The organism is Clostridium sp. Marseille-P7770 (genome assembly GCF_902143525.1).
Taxonomy (GTDB): Bacteria; Bacillota; Clostridia; order Lachnospirales; family Lachnospiraceae; genus Pilosibacter.
The window spans coordinates 1-19,938 of record NZ_CABFVC010000009.1 but is presented as its reverse complement, the minus strand read 5'-3'; the positions used below and the strand labels follow the sequence as shown (position 1 = coordinate 19,938).

26 protein-coding genes are annotated in these 19,938 nt (G+C 45.1%); 2 read left to right on the top strand and 24 right to left on the bottom strand.

Annotated elements, in window-relative coordinates; translation table 11 throughout:
- Positions 1 to 170 precede the first annotated feature (170 nt).
- The 13 genes from FN001_RS16470 to FN001_RS16415 all read right to left on the bottom strand — a co-directional run bounded on the left by FN001_RS16470 (position 171) and on the right by FN001_RS16415 (position 13,480).
- The gene (locus FN001_RS16470) at positions 171 to 839 is read right to left on the bottom strand and encodes a FadR/GntR family transcriptional regulator (protein WP_142412563.1); all 669 of its coding nucleotides are present in this window, start codon (positions 837 to 839) and stop codon (positions 171 to 173) included.
- A gap of 302 nt (positions 840 to 1,141) precedes the next feature.
- Positions 1,142 to 1,747 (bottom strand): bifunctional phosphoserine phosphatase/homoserine phosphotransferase ThrH, encoded by a 606-nt coding sequence (gene thrH / locus FN001_RS16465; protein ID WP_118320936.1) that lies wholly within the window; start codon positions 1,745 to 1,747, stop codon positions 1,142 to 1,144.
- Positions 1,748 to 1,925: 178 nt separating this feature from the next.
- Positions 1,926 to 3,155: a hydantoinase/carbamoylase family amidase gene (locus FN001_RS16460; RefSeq protein ID WP_142412562.1), complete on the bottom strand. Its 1,230-nt coding sequence runs from the start codon at positions 3,153 to 3,155 to the stop codon at positions 1,926 to 1,928.
- A gap of 265 nt (positions 3,156 to 3,420) precedes the next feature.
- A complete protein-coding gene (locus FN001_RS16455; protein ID WP_142412561.1) occupies positions 3,421 to 4,599 on the bottom strand; it encodes a PucR family transcriptional regulator ligand-binding domain-containing protein in 1,179 nt (392 codons plus the stop codon).
- 538 nt (positions 4,600 to 5,137) lie between these two features.
- Positions 5,138 to 5,494, bottom strand: coding sequence for a SpoVA/SpoVAEb family sporulation membrane protein (locus tag FN001_RS16450; protein WP_142412560.1), 357 nt, complete (start codon positions 5,492 to 5,494; stop codon positions 5,138 to 5,140).
- A 120-nt stretch (positions 5,495 to 5,614) separates the two neighbouring features.
- Positions 5,615 to 6,664 (bottom strand): stage V sporulation protein AD, encoded by a 1,050-nt coding sequence (locus tag FN001_RS16445; protein WP_142412559.1) that lies wholly within the window; start codon positions 6,662 to 6,664, stop codon positions 5,615 to 5,617.
- A gap of 1 nt (position 6,665) precedes the next feature.
- Complete coding sequence (locus tag FN001_RS18640; RefSeq protein ID WP_279230977.1) at positions 6,666 to 6,797, bottom strand: hypothetical protein; 132 nt, start codon at positions 6,795 to 6,797, stop codon at positions 6,666 to 6,668.
- A gap of 159 nt (positions 6,798 to 6,956) precedes the next feature.
- Positions 6,957 to 7,955, bottom strand: coding sequence for a DUF362 domain-containing protein (locus FN001_RS16440; protein WP_142412558.1), 999 nt, complete (start codon positions 7,953 to 7,955; stop codon positions 6,957 to 6,959).
- A gap of 181 nt (positions 7,956 to 8,136) precedes the next feature.
- A complete protein-coding gene (gene spoVAC / locus FN001_RS16435; protein WP_118296823.1) occupies positions 8,137 to 8,577 on the bottom strand; it encodes a stage V sporulation protein AC in 441 nt (146 codons plus the stop codon).
- Between the two features lie 136 nt (positions 8,578 to 8,713).
- Complete coding sequence (locus FN001_RS16430; RefSeq protein ID WP_142412557.1) at positions 8,714 to 9,136, bottom strand: stage V sporulation protein AB; 423 nt, start codon at positions 9,134 to 9,136, stop codon at positions 8,714 to 8,716.
- Positions 9,126 to 9,758 carry a stage V sporulation protein AA gene (locus FN001_RS16425; RefSeq protein WP_142412556.1) on the bottom strand — a complete coding sequence of 211 codons (633 nt, stop codon included), beginning with the start codon at positions 9,756 to 9,758 and terminating at the stop codon, positions 9,126 to 9,128. The genes FN001_RS16430 and FN001_RS16425 overlap by 11 nt, the downstream gene beginning before the upstream one ends.
- Positions 9,755 to 9,979: a hypothetical protein gene (locus tag FN001_RS16420; RefSeq protein ID WP_142412555.1), complete on the bottom strand. Its 225-nt coding sequence runs from the start codon at positions 9,977 to 9,979 to the stop codon at positions 9,755 to 9,757. Before FN001_RS16420 ends, FN001_RS16425 begins: the two co-directional genes overlap by 4 nt.
- Positions 9,980 to 10,354: 375 nt before the next feature.
- On the bottom strand, positions 10,355 to 13,480 hold the full coding sequence (locus tag FN001_RS16415; protein WP_142412554.1) for a type I restriction endonuclease subunit R: 3,126 nt from the start codon (positions 13,478 to 13,480) through the stop codon (positions 10,355 to 10,357).
- 18 nt (positions 13,481 to 13,498) lie between these two features.
- Here FN001_RS16415 and FN001_RS16410 point away from each other — a divergent pair, with 18 nt between their 5' ends.
- Positions 13,499 to 14,224, top strand: coding sequence for a restriction endonuclease subunit S (locus tag FN001_RS16410; RefSeq protein ID WP_142412553.1), 726 nt, complete (start codon positions 13,499 to 13,501; stop codon positions 14,222 to 14,224).
- Here FN001_RS16410 and FN001_RS16405 read toward each other — a convergent pair.
- The 5 genes from FN001_RS16405 to FN001_RS16385 form a co-directional block, all read right to left on the bottom strand.
- A complete protein-coding gene (locus tag FN001_RS16405; protein ID WP_142412551.1) occupies positions 14,221 to 14,679 on the bottom strand; it encodes a restriction endonuclease subunit S in 459 nt (152 codons plus the stop codon). The two genes, FN001_RS16410 and FN001_RS16405, sit on opposite strands and share 4 nt — an antisense overlap.
- Before the next feature lie 9 nt (positions 14,680 to 14,688).
- The gene (gene xerA, locus FN001_RS16400; protein WP_142412550.1) at positions 14,689 to 15,675 is read right to left on the bottom strand and encodes a site-specific tyrosine recombinase/integron integrase; all 987 of its coding nucleotides are present in this window, start codon (positions 15,673 to 15,675) and stop codon (positions 14,689 to 14,691) included.
- 85 nt (positions 15,676 to 15,760) lie between these two features.
- On the bottom strand, positions 15,761 to 16,039 hold the full coding sequence (locus FN001_RS16395; RefSeq protein ID WP_142412549.1) for a DUF4160 domain-containing protein: 279 nt from the start codon (positions 16,037 to 16,039) through the stop codon (positions 15,761 to 15,763).
- 1 nt (position 16,040) lies between these two features.
- Complete coding sequence (locus FN001_RS16390) at positions 16,041 to 16,262, bottom strand: DUF7723 family protein (protein ID WP_142412548.1); 222 nt, start codon at positions 16,260 to 16,262, stop codon at positions 16,041 to 16,043.
- A complete protein-coding gene (locus FN001_RS16385) occupies positions 16,252 to 16,524 on the bottom strand; it encodes a DUF7724 family protein (RefSeq protein ID WP_142412547.1) in 273 nt (90 codons plus the stop codon). The genes FN001_RS16390 and FN001_RS16385 overlap by 11 nt, the downstream gene beginning before the upstream one ends.
- On the opposite strand from FN001_RS16385, the gene FN001_RS16380 reads away from it, so the two are divergent.
- Positions 16,498 to 17,262, top strand: coding sequence for a restriction endonuclease subunit S domain-containing protein (locus FN001_RS16380; protein ID WP_142412552.1), 765 nt, complete (start codon positions 16,498 to 16,500; stop codon positions 17,260 to 17,262). The two genes, FN001_RS16385 and FN001_RS16380, sit on opposite strands and share 27 nt — an antisense overlap.
- On the opposite strand, the gene FN001_RS16375 is transcribed toward FN001_RS16380, so the two are convergent.
- From FN001_RS16375 to FN001_RS18800, 6 genes are all read right to left on the bottom strand, one after another.
- The gene (locus FN001_RS16375) at positions 17,259 to 17,717 is read right to left on the bottom strand and encodes a restriction endonuclease subunit S (RefSeq protein ID WP_142412551.1); all 459 of its coding nucleotides are present in this window, start codon (positions 17,715 to 17,717) and stop codon (positions 17,259 to 17,261) included. The genes FN001_RS16380 and FN001_RS16375 overlap by 4 nt on opposite strands.
- A gap of 9 nt (positions 17,718 to 17,726) precedes the next feature.
- Positions 17,727 to 18,713 (bottom strand): site-specific tyrosine recombinase/integron integrase, encoded by a 987-nt coding sequence (gene xerA / locus FN001_RS16370; protein WP_142412550.1) that lies wholly within the window; start codon positions 18,711 to 18,713, stop codon positions 17,727 to 17,729.
- Positions 18,714 to 18,798: 85 nt separating this feature from the next.
- Positions 18,799 to 19,077, bottom strand: a complete 279-nt coding sequence (locus FN001_RS16365) for a DUF4160 domain-containing protein (RefSeq protein ID WP_142412549.1) — start codon at positions 19,075 to 19,077, stop codon at positions 18,799 to 18,801.
- A 1-nt stretch (position 19,078) separates the two neighbouring features.
- Positions 19,079 to 19,300, bottom strand: a complete 222-nt coding sequence (locus FN001_RS16360) for a DUF7723 family protein (protein WP_142412548.1) — start codon at positions 19,298 to 19,300, stop codon at positions 19,079 to 19,081.
- On the bottom strand, positions 19,290 to 19,562 hold the full coding sequence (locus tag FN001_RS16355; RefSeq protein ID WP_142412547.1) for a DUF7724 family protein: 273 nt from the start codon (positions 19,560 to 19,562) through the stop codon (positions 19,290 to 19,292). Before FN001_RS16355 ends, FN001_RS16360 begins: the two co-directional genes overlap by 11 nt.
- A 36-nt stretch (positions 19,563 to 19,598) precedes the next feature.
- Positions 19,599 to 19,790 (bottom strand): DUF7724 family protein, encoded by a 192-nt coding sequence (locus FN001_RS18800; protein ID WP_142412546.1) that lies wholly within the window; start codon positions 19,788 to 19,790, stop codon positions 19,599 to 19,601.
- Between the last annotated feature and the right edge of the window lie 148 nt (positions 19,791 to 19,938).

The window sequence follows — 19,938 nt, the reverse complement described above, 5'->3', positions numbered from 1 at the left end:
TCTTATTGGTAGAACCAATTATCCTTAAAAAATAACTGCTCTCATAAGCAGTGTATTTTTTCTGATACAAGGATAGCGCTGTCTTGTATTTTTGTCAAGACATTTTGTTTTTCTTTGCATGAATTTCACACAGATTGTCTGATTTTTGTCAATCTTGGGAAGTCTGCTCCTTACATATACTGATAAATATAATGGAAATGGAGTTTCAGTCCCTCTCGTGCTTTCTCGATATTTCCTTCTGAAAAACCTTCCGCCAGCGTCCGGTGCGCACGGCTCAAAAACTGTTCGCTGTGCATTCCTTCGATAATCTTTCCGCGCATCTTCGGGATATACTCATCCATGATCTTATTGAGTGCTTTATAGTTCGCGATCATGCAGAGATTCCCGTCCGCCTCGATCAGAAGATAGTGGATCGCCTTGTCCCAACGGACACGCTCCTCCTCCGTCTCAGCATTCTCCAGGTTTTCCAGATATGTCATCATTTTATCACGCTGCTCCGCGGTTGCCTGACGGACCCCGTTCTCAAGCGCTCCCCATTCCAGGGTGGACCGGAATTCCGTGATCTTATCCACATCGATCTTTTTTAAGATAAACATGAATGAGAGCATCTCCGCGAGGATCTCATCAAAATTTCCGGAGACATAATTCCCGGCTCCCTGCTGGCTCTCCAGGACTCCCATGTTCTCCAGGATCCGGAGTCCTTCTCTTGCAGAGTTGCGGCTGATCTCCAGTTTCTGGGCGAGCTCCCGCTCCGGAAGAAGTTTTTCTCCCGCCTGGATCTCTCCGCTTCCGATCCCTTTCTTTACATATTCAATGACTTTTTCATAGGATTTCTCCATCGTTTCTGATCCTTTCCCCAAATCGTTTCCTGTCCGGAACCGTCATGCCTTTCACGCTCCGCATTCCGAATCGGAAAAATCCGCGACCCCATTAGTATCATACGGAATTTTCAGTTCAGAAAATTCCTACCCGCTAAAAGGAACGGAATTTTTCCTCTTCAGGATAGAAAAAAGGAATGTGCCATGGCACATTCGTATGTCCTTCGCAGCCGCCTGCAGGAGCTGCCCCTTTCGGATACATAGCAGCTGAAAGCCGCAGCCGGTATCATGTACCGGCTGTAGTCTTTCACGCCTTTCCGTTATTACACTTCCATTGCCTTTTTGATCGCATCAAATAATTCGTCATATGTCTCATATGCCGCAAGCTCCGGGTGATCCTTTTTGATCTGCTCCGTGCTGCGGAATAAGAATCCCGCCTTGCTCGCCTCGATCATTCCGAGGTCATTGTAGCTGTCGCCGCTCGCGATCGTCTCAAATCCGATCGACTGGAGCGCCTTTACCGTCGTATACTTCGACTTCTCGATCCGCATTTTAAACCCTGTGATCGTTCCGTCCGGGGCAACCTCCAGAGAGTTGCAGAAGATCGTCGGCCAGCCGAGTTTTTTCATCAGCGGCTTTGCAAACTGCGTGAAGGTGTCACTGATGATGATAACCTGTCCCATCTCACGAAGCTTGTCTAAAAACTCTTTCGCGCCCGGGAGCGGGTCGATCTTTGCGATCGTCTCCTGGATCTCCTTCAGACCAAGACCGTGTTCCTTTAAAATTCCAAGTCTCCAGTTCATCAATTTATCATAATCCGGCTCATCTCTCGTCGTTTTCTTAAGCTCCGGGATCCCGCTCTCCTCCGCGAATGCGATCCAGATCTCCGGCACGAGAACTCCTTCCAGGTCAAGACACACGATATCCATAATCAGTTCCTCCTCATTGATCGTACTTCTATGTCGCAATGCAGATATTATACCATCATCCACTGTAAAAATCCAGAACTGCTTTATGATCGTGTCCACAGAATTTCACCCGGAATTTCATTGTGCACCGAATTTTTCTCCTGCATGTATCCGAAGACACCACGCTCAAACTCACTGCCTATTCCTGTCCCTGCAAACCGGCGACTGTTTTCAGATATTCATACATCACCCGCGCCCCGTCACAGATACTTGAAATCTCTGTGTGCTCGGATGGATTATGGGAAATTCCGCCGCGGCACGGGATGAATACCATGCCGGTGTCGCAGATATTCGCAAAAGACATGGAATCATGGCCGGCACCGCTCGGCATTCTCCGGCTCGAGATCCCGAGCTTCTTTGCCGCCTGTTCCAGGCCGTCTTCCACCTCGGCGCTCATCCTGATCGGCGGGATGCTGTTGATCTTTTCCGCCACATACTCAACGCCGCGCTTTTTGCAGCTCTCCCGCACAGCGGCCTTGAAATTCCGCTCCATGCAGTTTAAGCTGTCCTGATCGATCCCGCGCATGTCCACGCCGATCTCCACACGCCCCGGGATCACATTTAAAACGTTCGGATAATTCTGGATCACGCCAACGGTCGCAACGGACTGGTACGCAGATTCCTGCTTTCCGATCTTTTCTAACTCCAGGATAATCTCCGCCGCCGCACACAGCGCGTCACTCCTCATGTCCATCGGCGTCGCTCCGGAATGTTCCGCCATTCCTCTCAAATACACCCGGTACCGGATCGGTCCCGCGACCGTGCCGACGATCCCGACCTCCGTCTGATATTCCTCGAGGACCTTTCCCTGCTCGATATGGAGTTCCAGATAACGCCCCACACCGGAGATCTGTTTCGGATGAAGGTTCAGACCGCGGCTGGCAAAGATCTGCTCCAGAGTCTCCCCGTTTTTCGCAGTCAGATGGCCGATATCCTGCTTGTAGACTTCCTTCGTGATCAGTCCGCTTCCGATCGTACAGCAGCCGAAATTGCTCGACTCCTCACAGCGGAACGCACCGACCCGCAGCGGGATCCGGAGACCGTCCTCCTTCGCCCACTTCATCACCATAAGTCCCGCGATCACACCCGCGACGCCGTCATAGCGGCCGCCGTCGATCACGGAATCGAGATGCGAACCGATCAGCGTATACCCCATCTCATCCGTATTGGCCACATAAGTATTTCCGACCTCATCCGTATGGATCGATCCGCCGAGTTCCCTGCCGAGTCCTTTGAAGACCTCATGCATCGCGTCCTCCGTCTCCGTATAGCCAAGTCTTGTCACACCTCCCTGCGGCGTGCTCCCGATCTCATAAAAACTCTGAAACAGTCTTTCACAGTACTGAATATCCTTAGGTTTATGCTTCATATGCGCTTCCTCCTGCGTATGCTCACGTTTATCGTAACTGTCCGCCTGTTCTCCTTCAGGAAACAGGTTTCCAGTATGCTTTTTTCTGATAATATCATTATAAACGCAAAATACTCAGAATCATATGTGTATAACGACAAAAAAAGAGGATTGTTTTTGGCGTTACAGACAAACAACGCCTTCCACCCAGATCATGGTTTTCCGTTTTTCATTTTCAGGGAATCGAAGTCATGTAAACCAAGAAAGAACCCTGCATTCTATACTGCTATACCTCCGCTCCCAGCTTCCACGCCAGTACCGCCATATAGAGCATAAAATTGTCCTCCGGTTTCTTAAGATCCAGCCCCGTGAGCGTCTGGATCCGCCCCAGGCGGTATTTCACGGTATTCTTATGCGCATGGAGAAGTTCCGCTGCCTGATCGAGGTTTCCGGAACAGCTAAAATAAGTTGCAAGTGTATCGAGGAACTCCTGACTCTCCACAGGTTTTAAGATTTCTTCAAATGTTTTTCCCCTTCCGGATTCAAAAAACTCCTGAAGCGCACAGAATGCCCGGACTTTTTCATACTGACAGACACTCGTCTCCGGCCAGAGCTTTCTCTGGACCCGGATCGCCTGAAACGCATCGCTGTATGTATCCCGGATCCCGGTAAGACCTCTCCGGACCGATCCGGCCGCACAGACGATCCGGTCCGCCCCGGCATCCCAGAGTTCCCGGATCCTCTCCTCCGTAAACAGATCCGCAAGGACCGTCCTGACCTTGTCCTCCGTCTCTCCCTCTGCCAGGAGAAGATATCCCTTCTTTAACGGGATCCGGATACACTCCGTGATCTCCGTTCTTTCCCTGAGGAGTCCAAGAACCGCCCTTGCAAGAAAACGGATTCCCTTCCAGTCCTGCTCGTCCGGCACGACCATCTTCCTAAAATTGATCACGACCGCCGCAAACCAGTCATGCTCCACATCCATCCCAAAAAGTCTCCCGCGCTCCGCCATCAGGACCCTGTCACTGTAATTCTCGTATAGAATATCCTTCACATATTTCTCCAGGATCGCCGAATTTCCTTCCTCCTCAAAGATCAGGTTCATCACGTTCACGATAATATCAATATAAGGAAGAGCTTCCGGCAGCTCCAGGATCGGCAGCCCCACTTTATCCGCCTCTTCCTGCACACGATCTGAGATACACGCCACATACGGCCCCGTCTTCACCGCGATACAACAGCAAATGTCCGCGACCTCCCGGATCAACGCACACTGCTCCTCCTCACTCTTCCTCACAGAATAAAAACTCGTGATCAGAAAATCATTCCCCTTCAACCACTGCCTGATCTCCGGAACCTCCATCACCGTCACATGCTCCACTTTCCCAGAAAGCCCCGCTTCCCCTGCAAGGACACGCACTCCCCGCATGACCGGAAGCTTCAAAACATCACTCACCTTCGCCATAAACGATCCTGTCTCCTTCTGTCAGTCATCCCACACCATATCCATACGATAGACTCCCCACATACAGCATCCCCTCCACGAGCCATCCATCTTCCTCCGCTCCGGCAACACTGACCAGCATTCTCATAATGTATGTATTATAACGTGTATTCGCAAAAGATTCCATGTATTTTTACATGCCGCTATCACTCTTTACCCCCTGGAGAAGAAACATCCTTTACTGTGCAAAATCATCTATCATACCTCCTCATCTCCCCACATTCCAAACATCCGCGCCTTTTTGCCCTTCCAGGGCAAAAACAGCCCACCCATGCCAATACACAGCGGCGGGGAGACTCCGGGCACGGACCGCCTGATTCCGGGAGCTGGCTTCCTCTTGGCTCGCAGGAGAATGCGTTGGATAGCTGCGGACACTTGTCTGAGCGCAGCGAGTTGTGTCCGCAGCTATCCGCCTTTAGCATTCTTCTGCAAGCCTAGAGGAACCCTCCCGGAATCCACCAAGCGTCCGCGCCCGGAGTCTCCCCGCCGCGTACCCCCCCTATTCCTTCATCCCCGGCCGAAACACGATCGCCCCCAGATACCCAAACACCAGCGCCCCGCTGATCCCGACCGCACTCGCCGTAAATCCGCCCTTAAAGATTCCCAGCACGCCGTCCTCACTCATCGCCTTCACGATGCCTTTCCACAGCGTATTGCCAAACCCCAGAAGCGGAACGGTTGCCCCGGCGCCGGCCCACTCTGCAAACGGCTCATACACCCCAAGGAAGCCAAGAACACTCCCGCTGACAACCAGCAGTACCATGATCCGCCCCGGCATCATTTTTGTTTTTTCCATCAGGATCTGCACCAGCATGCAGATCAGCCCACCAACCACAAATGCTTTTATATATTCCATAGCGATACCTTCTCCTGATATGATTCTCTAATATAAAAATCTCCAGCAGTTATTTTCAGCCTCATAGCTACTACTGCACACAGTGAACACTACCTTCAGCCGCACAGTCACCGGCACAAGCTACGGCGTCTCCAGCACCACCGCATGCGCGATCCCAGGCACACTTTTTCCCTCATTAAAACTGACCGTCGAAAGCAGCGCTCCCGTAGGAAGAAACAGTACCCGTTTCCACTCTCCGCTCTGCAGCTTCGGCAAGATATATCCGCACAGCACCGCAGCCGAACACCCGCAGCCGCTCCCTCCGGCATGAGTATCCTGCTCCTCCGGTGAAAACATCTCGATCCCGCAGTCCATATACCGGCTCTCGATCCGGTATCCCGCCTGCATGAGATAATCTAGAAGAAGTCTCCTTCCGACAGTCCCGAGATCACCGGTGATGATCTGATCGTAATGCGTCTCATCCACCCCGAGATCCCGGAAATTCCTGACGATCGTATCGAGCGCCGCCATCGCCATCGCCGCGCCCATGTTCATGGAATCATGAAAATCCATGTCCACGATCTTTCCGGTCGTCACCGCCGTGATCTTCGCAAGCGGCGGCTCCTCTCCCCGATAACTCCCGGAAGATAGGATCACCGCACCGCATCCCGTCACCGTCCATGTCGCCGAATACGGCCGCTGATTCCCATACTCCAATGGAAACCGGAACTGCTTTTCCGCCGAGGCAAAATGGCTGGACGCGCTCACGAGCACATGGTCTGCGAATCCGCCCTCCACGCACATGGCACCCAGCCCCAGTCCTTCTCCCATCGTGGAACATGCCCCGTAAAGTCCGAACATCGGGATCTCCAGATTCACATTCCCGAACGACGTCGCAATGAGCTGCGCCAGAAGATCGCCCGCAAACGAGTACCGGATCTCCTCCCTGGAAAGCCCGCTCTTTTCGATCACAAGCCCCGCGGTCCTGCTCTGAAGCTCGCTCTCCGCCTCCTCCCACGTTTTCTTCCCCAGCATGGGATCCAGCTCCACCCGGTCAAAGCAGGTCCCTAACGGCCCGTCTCCCTCCTTCTTTCCCACGGTTGAAGCCGCGGCGGTAATCACTGGCGGAGTTTCAAATACAATGCTCGCCCGCCCCCGCTGTTTTTTTCCTTCTCCTGTTTTTCCCTTCATTTCATTCCTGCTCCTGTCTTTTATTTCTCAGAGGATATTTGCAGTCCGCTTTCGCTGCCTGCTCATAGCCAAACAACCATTCCGCAACTTCTCCCATACGACCTGCTGCTCCGGCTTTTCCGTTGCCATTCATGGTCAAGAAGATTCCATACACTGTGACAGCATGCAAATGTTTGATACCGATATCTTCCCCAAAATGCAAAAAAAGATGCGGAAATCCAGCACTCTCTGAATTTCCGCATCTTTTTCATTTCCATATTTTATTTCCATATCTGCGTTTCGCGCGTTACGATCAGCCCTCAAACGGCTTTACATCTTTGACCGCTTCCTTCGGAAGGATCTCATGGTCCTCATTATCGATATCGATGAGTTTATACTTGTCGTTGCCCATGTGGAGTTCCTTCATATAGGAAAGCTGGCGAAGACCATGGCGGGTCTCCATGCGCTCTACGAGATCTTTATGCTGATCTTCCTTTAATGCGTACACAAGGTCCACGGAAGCCTGATCCGCGGCAAGGATATCGCGGGACGCAACAATTCCGATGTTCGGTGTTACGACCGGAGCAGCCGCACAGCCTTCACAGTCACAGGATACCGACATGTTGCGGAGGACATTCACGAATGTGATGTGCTCGCCGAAATGGTCCACAACTGATTTCGTAGATTCCGCGATGCGCTCCATAAGCTCTTCCATGCTGATGCTCCACATATTGTCGGATCCCTCTACTGTATGGATCATTCCCTTTCCGATCCGTCCGTCCGCACAGCCGATCCCGATATTCTTATTGGAACCGCCGAAACCGCCCATCGTGTGACCTTTAAAGTGAGTCAGGACAACCAGGGAATCATAATCTGCAAGATCTTTTCCCACAGACATCTCAGCAAACCATTTTCCGCCCTTTACCGGGAACATCGTCGTTCCGTTCTCATCCAGGATATCAACCGGGCAGAATGTCCAGCCATTGACCTTTAAAGTCTCTCTGTGCTGTTCTGTCGTATAGCGATCTCCCTCATAATATGTATTCGTCTCCACGATCGCTGCATCCGGAAGATCTTTCTCGACCAGTTCCTTCACCCATGTATGCGGGATGATATTCGGACCGTTCTTCTCGCCTGTGTGGAGCTTGATTCCGATCTTTCCCTCGATCTTCTCATTGACGCGCTCGTAGATCTTTCTCAGCCCTTCCGGGGAGAGATCTCTTGTAAAGTATACAACAGACTCCTCCCCCGTTCTCTCTTCATATGGAATATAATGTTCTCCGCCGGTTCCCGGTAAAATTTTCTGTGCCATAATGTCCTCCTTTTTGTGATAAAAAGTTTGCGGCTGTTCTTTCACACAGCCGCATAAGTTCATTTTCTGATATGATTGTAAAACTTAAACTTAGGTTTAAGTCAAGGACTTTTTAGCTGAAATATTGTAAAATACAAAAGCATACGAAGAGACCGTTCGACTGTATAAGATCCGAATTTTCCTAAAATCTCCAGAAAAATTTCACCATTCCGAGTACCCAGCTCGCAAAGATCCCATAGAGGATCACCGGTCCGGCGATCGTAAAGATCTTGCAGCCGATCCCGAAGACATGGCCCTCCGCCTTATATTCGATTGCCGGCGAAACCACCGAATTTGCAAAACCGGTGATCGGAACGAGCGCTCCGGCGCCACCGAATTTTACGATCTTCTGGTATATATGGGTTCCCGTGAGGATCACGCTGAGTCCGATGAGACTTAAGGTTGTCCATGAAGCAGCGCTCTCTTTTTCGATGCCGAAGGACATGTAGACAGAAGTCAGAATCTGCCCCAGCATGCAGATCAGTCCGCCGACCAGGAATGCGCGCCAGAGATTTTTCCAAGTGTTGTGGACCGGCGTCACCTGCTTTACATAGTTTCCGTATTCTTTTTTGTCGATCTCCATAATCTTCACCTCATAATCTTCAACTCAGACACACATACACTCCGGCGCAGAATTTCAACCGCCACAGAGGCTGACAGGCACTTTGCAGGATTTCTCTGCAGCCATGGGCTTTTTGCTGCCCGAAAGCAGCTTTCCATTATCCAAAATCTCTTATAAAATACACTACTGCCCCAAACGCTTTCCCCGCTGCCACAGCCAGGATCACATACTGAAGTCCCACCGCAAGCCGGATCCGTCTGTTTAAAACAGGGAGCGCCTTTAACGTCTCCGCAAGTGACATCACGAGACAACCGACAAAGATCCCCACAGACATGCCGCATATTACAAGCACGATTCTCCCAGGAAACGGAAACGGTACACGGTAGAGATCCGCCAGGTTTCCCCATACTCCCCCGAGGATCAGCAGTGTCTCATAGAGCAGCACATGTTCTGCCGTGTGCGTCACACCGATGAGCCGCGGAAAAACACCGATGATCGCAAGAAAGGCAAAGATTCCGGCCGCAATGACAGCACCCGCTCCGAGACCCGCAAACGCCAGGAGTCCAAGTCTAAGATACATCGATCCCCGACTCCTTTCTCCCGCCGTTTTTGATCAGCGTCTTATTCAGGTTTTCCTCGTACAGGCGCATCTCCACCTCGATCGGAGTCGGATCCACCGTGATCTTCCAGGATGCAAAATGATTGAAAAACAGCAGGATCCCCACTGCAAGTCCTACGGAGTAAGATGCCTCGAGGATCGTCGGCCCGTCCGCCCGTGTCCCAATGACCATCTCGTAGAGCTTCGCGAATACATCCGTCACATTGGCGTCATTGTTGAAGGTCATGATCGCAAATGCTGCCCCGAAAAAAGCCACCGCAGAGACAAGTCCCGTCTTCATCCACTCCCAGAGGCGGCTTTTCCTCCTTTTCGCCCGGTATGTGACAACAAAATCTGTTTCTCCGAGATTGTCCACCTGGATATTCTGCCCGGCCTTCTCGATCTTTTCCACAAGATCCATGACGTTTCCGACATAGGCCGCCTCCTTTCCCTTTCCGGAAAATGAGGTGACCTTCACGGCTTTCGCCTTCGCCTCCGCAGCCCTGTCGCTGCTGTGGACATCTGCGATCATCCCCAGATACACTTCTGTCTCATAAACCTCTTTCACCTGAGGGATTTTTAAGTAGACAGTCGTACTGCTCATGCCTTCCACGGCTTTCTTTCCACGTCCTCAAGTGTCTTTAAGATCCCTGTGACACTCCCTTTCCGGGCTGGAGCTTCCGCCCCCGGAACCATCACAAACGTCCCGGACTGCTCCGCATGTTTCGCCGGAACCGCCACAAGAAAATACCAGAACACAAACACCAGAGCCGCCAGCGCCAGCACCGCAAAAATAATCTCCACATAGTCTTTCAACGGTTTCATTTCACATTCCACCTTTTCATCCAAACTTTTCTGTCAGGAGAAGGATGCGCAGGTTGGAATGGTTTTATGCAGAGTTTTCTGAATCAACATCATTTTTAATGTCATTAATGCCATTTCAACACCATCAATGCCATTATTCTCCACATTAACGCCATTTTCAATGTCGAGGTCATTATTCTGTCTCCGATAAATGTTAACTACGATGATATTTTTTCTGAAGCAGCATCGCTCTCACCGGTGGAGGCAGCAAAGGTCAGATATTACGCTGCAGAGCTACGAACATCAAGTTCTTTTTCTTTTTATTGTTCATATCATGACACCTTCCTTTTAATATCAAAAAATTTCTCACACTATGTAATATTCAGAGAAAACTGTTTAATCACAATAAGACGATCTTTCCTCAGCAACCATACCCAGATCTACTTTCGGCGAATATGAATATATATTACTTTTTTCCTCCGACTCCATATCATTATTATCTGTCCACAATTCACACTGCGTCATAACAGTCTGCACTGCATCATCCATTCCTTCCGGAGGATATCGATGTTTCTTCAGCAGCCGCTTAATCATGATGCGCATTCTGGCTCTGGCAGAATCTCTTTTCTGCCAGTCAATCGTACGATTTTTTCGGAGTGTGTCTGCCAGTTCCTTTGTAATCGCAATCAATTCTTCATTTTCATAAAAATCCTTAATTGCCTGTGGTTTTGTCAAGGCATCGTAGAAAGCTAGCTCATCAGCTGTCAACCCCAGTTGATCTCCCTCTTTATGTGCGACAGCAATCTGTTTAGCCAAATTCAGCAATTCTTCAATTACCTGCTCATTGGTCAGCATTCCATTCAGATACGCATTCATGACCTTTTGAATAATCTCACTGAATTTTTGAGACTTCACAATATTTGTGTGGCGGTAGATCCGGACCTGTTCCGCAATCAATTTTTTCAGAAGTTCTACCGCAAGGTTTTTCTCTTTCATTCTGGAAATTTCTTCAAGAAACTGTGGATCAAAAATTGAAAATTCCCGATCCACATCAGAAAAAAGATTGATTACGCCTTCACTCTGCACACTGGCTTTCAGTAATGCATTGATACGGGCATTCATTTCCGGCAGAGATATTTTCCTGCCCTCGCCTTGATTCATCAATCGTGTAACAAGTACACGAACCGATTCAAAAAAAGTTGCTTCTACACGCAGTTCTCTTTCCGCCAGAGAACTGCAAAGAGATAATGCCTGTTTGAGAAGAAGCGCTTCTTTCTGGAAATCTTCTCGTTCTTTTTCTTTGTCCATTCCAACAATAAAATTGACCGCTCCACTAATTGCTTTCGAACGTTCCAGATTTGTCCCTGTCATAAACTTGGAATAATCATATCCATGAAACAGATCACGGCAAATAGACAATTTCTCAAGCAATTTCGGATAAGCAACCTTCGCAATATCAGTATCACCATAATTCTTTTTATCCCTGGCAGTGTAATCATTCATCGCCTGTTTTAATGCAGAAGCAATGCCAACATAGTCAACGACAAGACCGCCTTCTTTATCTCTGAATACCCGGTTGACTCTGGCAATTGCCTGCATCAGATTATAGCCCTGCATTGGTTTATATACATACATCGTTGCAAGAGACGGCACATCAAATCCCGTCAGCCACATATCTACAACAATCGCAATTTTCAGCGGACTATCGTTATCCTTAAACTCTTTTGCCAGTTTATCTTTATGGTGCTTATTCCCGATGATTTTATTCCATTCTTCCGGATCTTTGTTGCTGCTTGTCATAACAACTGCAACTTTATCCGTCCATCCTGGGCGAAGCTGTAAAATACGATTATATATCTTCATGGCAATCGAGCGGGAGTATGCCACAATCATTGCCTTGCCTGTCAGCAGCTCCGCACGATAATTTTCATAATGGTTCAAAATATCGTCTACAAGAGAATAAATGGTCTTCTCATTACCGAGAATCGCTTCCATCTTCCCCAGTTCTTTTTTGCTTTTTTCAATCACTTCCGGATCTGCATTGTTTGCCATGATGTCATATTCCTGATCGATGAGTTTTAAAGTATTCTCATCAAGTTTCAGCTTAATGACACGGCTTTCATAGTACACCGGACGGGTAGCACCATCTTCCACTGCCTGTGTCATATCATAAATATCTATGTAATCACCGAATACCTCTCGCGTGTTTCGATCTTTCATGGAAATTGGTGTTCCGGTAAAGCCAATAAATGTAGCATTTGGCAACGTGTTTCGGATAATACGAGCAGAGCCAATCTTAATTTCACCTGTTTTCGCATCAACCTTTTCTTTCAGTCCATACTGCCCACGGTGCGCTTCATCTGCCATAACTACAATATTTCTGCGCTCAGAAAGACACTCAAATGATTCCTCAAACTTCTGCATGGTGGTAAAAATAATGCCGTTGGCTTTTCTCCCGTCCAACCATTCTTTCAAATGTGCTCGGCTTTCCGCATGAACCGGTTCCTGACGCAGGAAATCCTTGCATTTTGCGAACTGTCCGTAAAGCTGATCATCCAGATCGTTGCGGTCTGTGATAATAACAATCGTCGGACTGTCCAGTGCTTCCTGTAACCGATGGGCATAGAATACCATGGACAACGACTTTCCACTGCCCTGTGTATGCCAGAACACACCAGCCTTTCCATCTGTTTCCGTCGCATGTTTCGTGGAAAGAATTGCCTTGTTGACTGCAAAATACTGATGATATCCGGCTAAAATCTTGAATTGCTTTGTCCCTTCATTAGAGAAACAGATAAAGTTTTTGATAATGTCCAACAGGCGTTTTTTCTCGAAGATACCCTCAAAAAATGTGTCAAACTGGGCATACTGCGTATTCTCATAATTTCCGTCCTTCGTTTTCCATTCCATAAACCGATCCTCGCCTGAGGTAATCGTACCTGCTTTGGAAGTCATAAGATCGCTCATAACACAGATGCAATTATAGATGAACATAGATGGAATCTCATGTATATAATTGCGGATCTGAGTATATGCCTCGGATGCATCTGTTTCTTCGCGTGATGGAGATTTCAATTCCACCAGCACCACCGGCAGGCCATTCAAGAACAGTAAAATATCAGGACGTTTATTGCTGTTTTCGATAAAAGTCCATTGATTTGCCACGATAAAGGAGTTGTTGTCCGGATTCTTATAATCAACGAGATACACCAGACCAGCGCGTTCTTCGCCTTTGACAAAATATCGCACTTCCACGCCATGCTGAATATAGTCCATAAACAGAGCGTTTTTCTGCACCAGCTCTGCATTTTCAAAGTTTTTCAGCTTATACAAGGCATCATGAATCGCATCCTCCGGCATATCCGGATTCAAGCGATGCAACACTTCATCTAACTCCTCTTCATATAAGGGACTTTTAAAATCCCGTTCCAGATCCGGACCATAGACATAGCGATACCCCATATTCTGGAATAATTCTATGACAGAATTTTCGTAATCTGCTTCGGTATAAAAGCCAGCCATGGGTTCATCAACTCCTTTGTGGTGTTATTTCTAAACAAGAATTTAGAGCAGCAAGCTCAGGTAATATTCAAAGAATGGTTTATAGACAATCCCGAAAACAATGAATGGTCAACAGGAACATTCTCTGAACTTATTAAATCAACCTTAAATGGTGATTGGGGAAAAGAAGCACCGACAGGCAATAATACCGAAAAGGTTTACTGCATTAGAGGTGCAGATATTCCCGAAGTTAAAGCAGGCAATAAAGGCCAAATGCCCACAAGATATATTATTCCTAAAAACTTTGCCACAAAACAACTTACAGCCGGTGACATTGTTGTTGAAATTTCAGGAGGTAGTCCTACTCAATCAACCGGTAGATGTACAGCTATAACTCAATCATTACTCGACCGTTATGATAGCGGTATGGTTTGCACAAATTTCTGTAAGGCAATGAAACCAAAAGAAGGATACAGTTTGTTCATCTACTATTATTGGCAATACCTGTATGGTAAAGGTGTTTTTTTCTCTTATGAAAACGGTACAACAGGTATTAAGAACCTTGACTTCTCAGGCTTTATTGAAACGGAAACTATTTTAATTCCACCAGTAAATAAAGTTATAGCATTTGATGATTATTGCAAATCAATTTTCAATCAGATTTTTGCCAATGGCAAGCAAAATGAATATCTTGCTGTACTTCGAGATACTCTTTTGCCCAAGCTGATGTCCGGCGAATTGGATGTCTCGGACATTGATATTTAAGCCGCTAAATTCTTGTTTATGTTTGTATTCTGTTCTATCTTGTTCTCTATAGCCTCTAACACTGCCACCGTTTTTCTTTGTTCTTGAATCGGCGGCAATTCAACCGAAATCCGATATAATTCATATCTATCAGTAGATGGAATAGCTGAACCACTGTCCATTCTATTTATATCGTAAGTTAAAAACTTGTAGTAAGCCCATTTCATATCAAATGTATCTGTCAAAGGCATAGCATAAAATGCTGTGTCAATAACCGAAAATGGAACGTTCGAATAATGAACTCCTCTATAAGCACCTTTTCGACCCACGATAAAAGAAGGAATCTTACACAACGGCGGTAAATGTGACGTTCCAATTTGCCCATTTGTTCCAAAAACAGGAATCTCTCCATCTACACTTGCCTTATCCTTAACAGGCTTACCATATTCGAAAGTAAGCAAATCTCCCCAAATCATGTTTTTCTCCTAACCTATGTATTTTTTGTGAGCCAACTTTACATTGCTTTGCTTGACCATCGCATACTGCAAGGTCGTATCTATTCGTTTATGTCCCAAGAGCTGCTGCAACTGCTCAATCGGCATTCCTTTATCAATCGCCATCGTTGCAAGTGTTCTGCGGAATTTATGCGGGTGAACCTTCTGAATGCCCAGTTGTTTCCCCATTTCACGGAGGCGAGATTCGATACCACCGATTTTGATTCTGTCGTTTGGAGAACGCAAGGTAACAAACAATGCAGGGTTTTCGTCGGTTCTGTTATCGATGTAATTTTGCAAATGAATCTTTGTCCGAGCATCGAAATATACCATTCGTTCTTTATCTCCTTTACCGAAAACAACACATTCTCGTTCATTGAAATTGATATCTGCCTTATTAAGCAAAACCATTTCACCGATACGCATTCCAGTGGATGCCAACATGTCGATCATTGCCAGATCTCGGAGTTCTGAACAACTATCACGCATTTTTTCCAGGTCTTCATCTGTATAAGTTTCTTTGACGTTAGTCACTGTTTTCACCTTGTGAATTCGACGGACAGGACTTTTCAAAATATAATCCTCGTCCTCCAACCATGAAAAAAAGCTAGACAAAATTCTCCGGATATTATCTATTGTCACTCGGCCAGATTGATGTTTACTCTGATAATCTGTTAAATAAGAACGCAAATCTTCTGTCTGAATATGGCAAACGCCTTTGCCTATTGAAGTTATCATCGTTTCAATTGTTGTGCGATAATATTTCAATGTCTTTTCTGAACAGCCTTCGATCCGCTTTGCAGCAACAAAAGCCTCTATCAGCCTCGGATTATCATTGGTTTTCTCATTTTCTGTCTGCACTGTGATTTCGCATTCAAACAATGCCCTTTCCAATACACTTTTCAATTGCTGCATTTGGGCATTATCAAGATGCACCTGCATTTGCTGCATAACTTTAGTAATAATCTGCTGTTTCATGAGTTATTCTCCTTCAGTTTATTTTTCCAGAGAACAACTCAACGGGTTCCTTTGGCTTATCTCCCGCCGTTGTCAGGAGTTTGTTTTATTCCCCATAAAATCCGGTATCTGCAAGCATTTGCCATTTCAAATACATTTCTTTATAGTTCTTTTTTATAAATTCACGTATTTTACGAATCTCACGTTCATTCAGTCTTCCTTGCTTTTCTACTGTTGTATCGCCATCACTTTTTACAAAAAATTTTGCTGATCCCGCTTCCGTTAATTTACCGTCACTCGCATGAACATGCATTGCCTCGATCACACAGCTTGCTGTATAGTACAAATAATATCCGCAAACCTTAAATTCATAATATTTCGGCATCTCACTCCTCCATGAATTGCTTATTCTCTTTGTAATAGTCCAGGACAATCTGATTTTCAATATCATCCATATTGGTTTCTACAATTCTGTCATTGAGAATAACCGCTGCATGATTCACACAGTTCAAGTTTAAGACACGTATATAATCTCCTTCTTTTGTAAACGCATAGCCATTGATAATCATATCGGCCTTATCTGCAATTTCTTTAATATTAAGCGGCATAATCAATTTTTACCTCCTTAATCGGTTTTAAAAATTCATCCACATCATAATATAGTTTTTCAAGAATCGGAACTAAATCGATATATTCTTCGACTTCATCCAGCCCTTTATATTTTGCCATGAGTACTAAATACCCGTGATCCCATTCCACGATTTTCGTATATCGTTCCAATCGCGCAGATGTGATAAAGCGAATAATCTGATTATCAAATATAAATTCTGTGTATTCTCCAATATGCTTTATAATTGCACAGTTATTCATGAGTATTTCACCCCCTTAATTTTTCTAAACAAGAATTTAGAGCAGCAAGCTCAGGTAATATTCAAAGAATGGTTTATAGACAATCCCGAAAACAATGAATGGTCAACAGGAACATTCTCTGAACTTATTAAATCAACCTTAAATGGTGATTGGGGAAAAGAAGCACCGACAGGCAATAATACCGAAAAGGTTTACTGCATTAGAGGTGCAGATATTCCCGAAGTTAAAGCAGGCAATAAAGGCCAAATGCCCACAAGATATATTATTCCTAAAAACTTTGCCACAAAACAACTTACAGCCGGTGACATTGTTGTTGAAATTTCAGGAGGTAGTCCTACTCAATCAACCGGTAGATGTACAGCTATAACTCAATCATTACTCGACCGTTATGATAGCGGTATGGTTTGCACAAATTTCTGTAAGGCAATGAAACCAAAAGAAGGATACAGTTTGTTCATCTACTATTATTGGCAATACCTGTATGGTAAAGGTGTTTTTTTCTCTTATGAAAACGGTACAACAGGTATTAAGAACCTTGACTTCTCAGGCTTTATTGAAACGGAAACTATTTTAATTCCACCAGTAAATAAAGTTATAGCATTTGATGATTATTGCAAATCAATTTTCAATCAGATTTTTGCCAATGGCAAGCAAAATGGATATCTTGCTGTTCTTCGAGATACTCTTGTGCCCAAGCTGATGTACGGCGAATTGGATGTCTCGGACATTGATATTTAAGCCGCTAAATTCTTGTTTATGTTTGTATTCTGTTCTATCTTGTTCTCTATAGCCTCTAACACTGCCACCGTTTTTCTTTGTTCTTGAATCGGCGGCAATTCAACCGAAATCCGATATAATTCATATCTATCAGTAGATGGAATAGCTGAACCACTGTCCATTCTATTTATATCGTAAGTTAAAAACTTGTAGTAAGCCCATTTCATATCAAATGTATCTGTCAAAGGCATAGCATAAAATGCTGTGTCAATAACCGAAAATGGAACGTTCGAATAATGAACTCCTCTATAAGCACCTTTTCGACCCACGATAAAAGAAGGAATCTTACACAACGGCGGTAAATGTGACGTTCCAATTTGCCCATTTGTTCCAAAAACAGGAATCTCTCCATCTACACTTGCCTTATCCTTAACAGGCTTACCATATTCGAAAGTAAGCAAATCTCCCCAAATCATGTTTTTCTCCTAACCTATGTATTTTTTGTGAGCCAACTTTACATTGCTTTGCTTGACCATCGCATACTGCAAGGTCGTATCTATTCGTTTATGTCCCAAGAGCTGCTGCAACTGCTCAATCGGCATTCCTTTATCAATCGCCATCGTTGCAAGTGTTCTGCGGAATTTATGCGGGTGAACCTTCTGAATGCCCAGTTGTTTCCCCATTTCACGGAGGCGAGATTCGATACCACCGATTTTGATTCTGTCGTTTGGAGAACGCAAGGTAACAAACAATGCAGGGTTTTCGTCGGTTCTGTTATCGATGTAATTTTGCAAATGAATCTTTGTCCGAGCATCGAAATATACCATTCGTTCTTTATCTCCTTTACCGAAAACAACACATTCTCGTTCATTGAAATTGATATCTGCCTTATTAAGCAAAACCATTTCACCGATACGCATTCCAGTGGATGCCAACATGTCGATCATTGCCAGATCTCGGAGTTCTGAACAACTATCACGCATTTTTTCCAGGTCTTCATCTGTATAAGTTTCTTTGACGTTAGTCACTGTTTTCACCTTGTGAATTCGACGGACAGGACTTTTCAAAATATAATCCTCGTCCTCCAACCATGAAAAAAAGCTAGACAAAATTCTCCGGATATTATCTATTGTCACTCGGCCAGATTGATGTTTACTCTGATAATCTGTTAAATAAGAACGCAAATCTTCTGTCTGAATATGGCAAACGCCTTTGCCTATTGAAGTTATCATCGTTTCAATTGTTGTGCGATAATATTTCAATGTCTTTTCTGAACAGCCTTCGATCCGCTTTGCAGCAACAAAAGCCTCTATCAGCCTCGGATTATCATTGGTTTTCTCATTTTCTGTCTGCACTGTGATTTCGCATTCAAACAATGCCCTTTCCAATACACTTTTCAATTGCTGCATTTGGGCATTATCAAGATGCACCTGCATTTGCTGCATAACTTTAGTAATAATCTGCTGTTTCATGAGTTATTCTCCTTCAGTTTATTTTTCCAGAGAACAACTCAACGGGTTCCTTTGGCTTATCTCCCGCCGTTGTCAGGAGTTTGTTTTATTCCCCATAAAATCCGGTATCTGCAAGCATTTGCCATTTCAAATACATTTCTTTATAGTTCTTTTTTATAAATTCACGTATTTTACGAATCTCACGTTCATTCAGTCTTCCTTGCTTTTCTACTGTTGTATCGCCATCACTTTTTACAAAAAATTTTGCTGATCCCGCTTCCGTTAATTTACCGTCACTCGCATGAACATGCATTGCCTCGATCACACAGCTTGCTGTATAGTACAAATAATATCCGCAAACCTTAAATTCATAATATTTCGGCATCTCACTCCTCCATGAATTGCTTATTCTCTTTGTAATAGTCCAGGACAATCTGATTTTCAATATCATCCATATTGGTTTCTACAATTCTGTCATTGAGAATAACCGCTGCATGATTCACACAGTTCAAGTTTAAGACACGTATATAATCTCCTTCTTTTGTAAACGCATAGCCATTGATAATCATATCGGCCTTATCTGCAATTTCTTTAATATTAAGCGGCATAATCAATTTTTACCTCCTTAATCGGTTTTAAAAATTCATCCACATCATAATATAGTTTTTCAAGAATCGGAACTAAATCGATATATTCTTCGACTTCATCCAGCCCTTTATATTTTGCCATGAGTACTAAATACCCGTGATCCCATTCCACGATTTTCGTATATCGTTCCAATCGCGCAGATGTGATAAAGCGAATAATCTGATTATCAAATATAAATTCTGTGTATTCTCCAATATGCTTTATAATTGCACAGTTATTCATGAGTATTTCACCCCCTTAATTTTTCTAAACAAGAATTTAGNAATCGATATATTCTTCGACTTCATCCAGCCCTTTATATTTTGCCATGAGTACTAAATACCCGTGATCCCATTCCACGATTTTCGTATATCGTTCCAATCGCGCAGATGTGATAAAGCGAATAATCTGATTATCAAATATAAATTCTGTGTATTCTCCAATATGCTTTATAATTGCACAGTTATTCATGAGTATTTCACCCCCTTAATTTTTCTAAACAAGAATTTAGCGGCTTAGAGGTCAATGGCAGATATATCAAGTTGGCCAGACATCAACTTAGGTAACAACGAATCTCGAATATCAGCAAGTCGTGAGTTTTCTGCTTCAAGCACTTCCT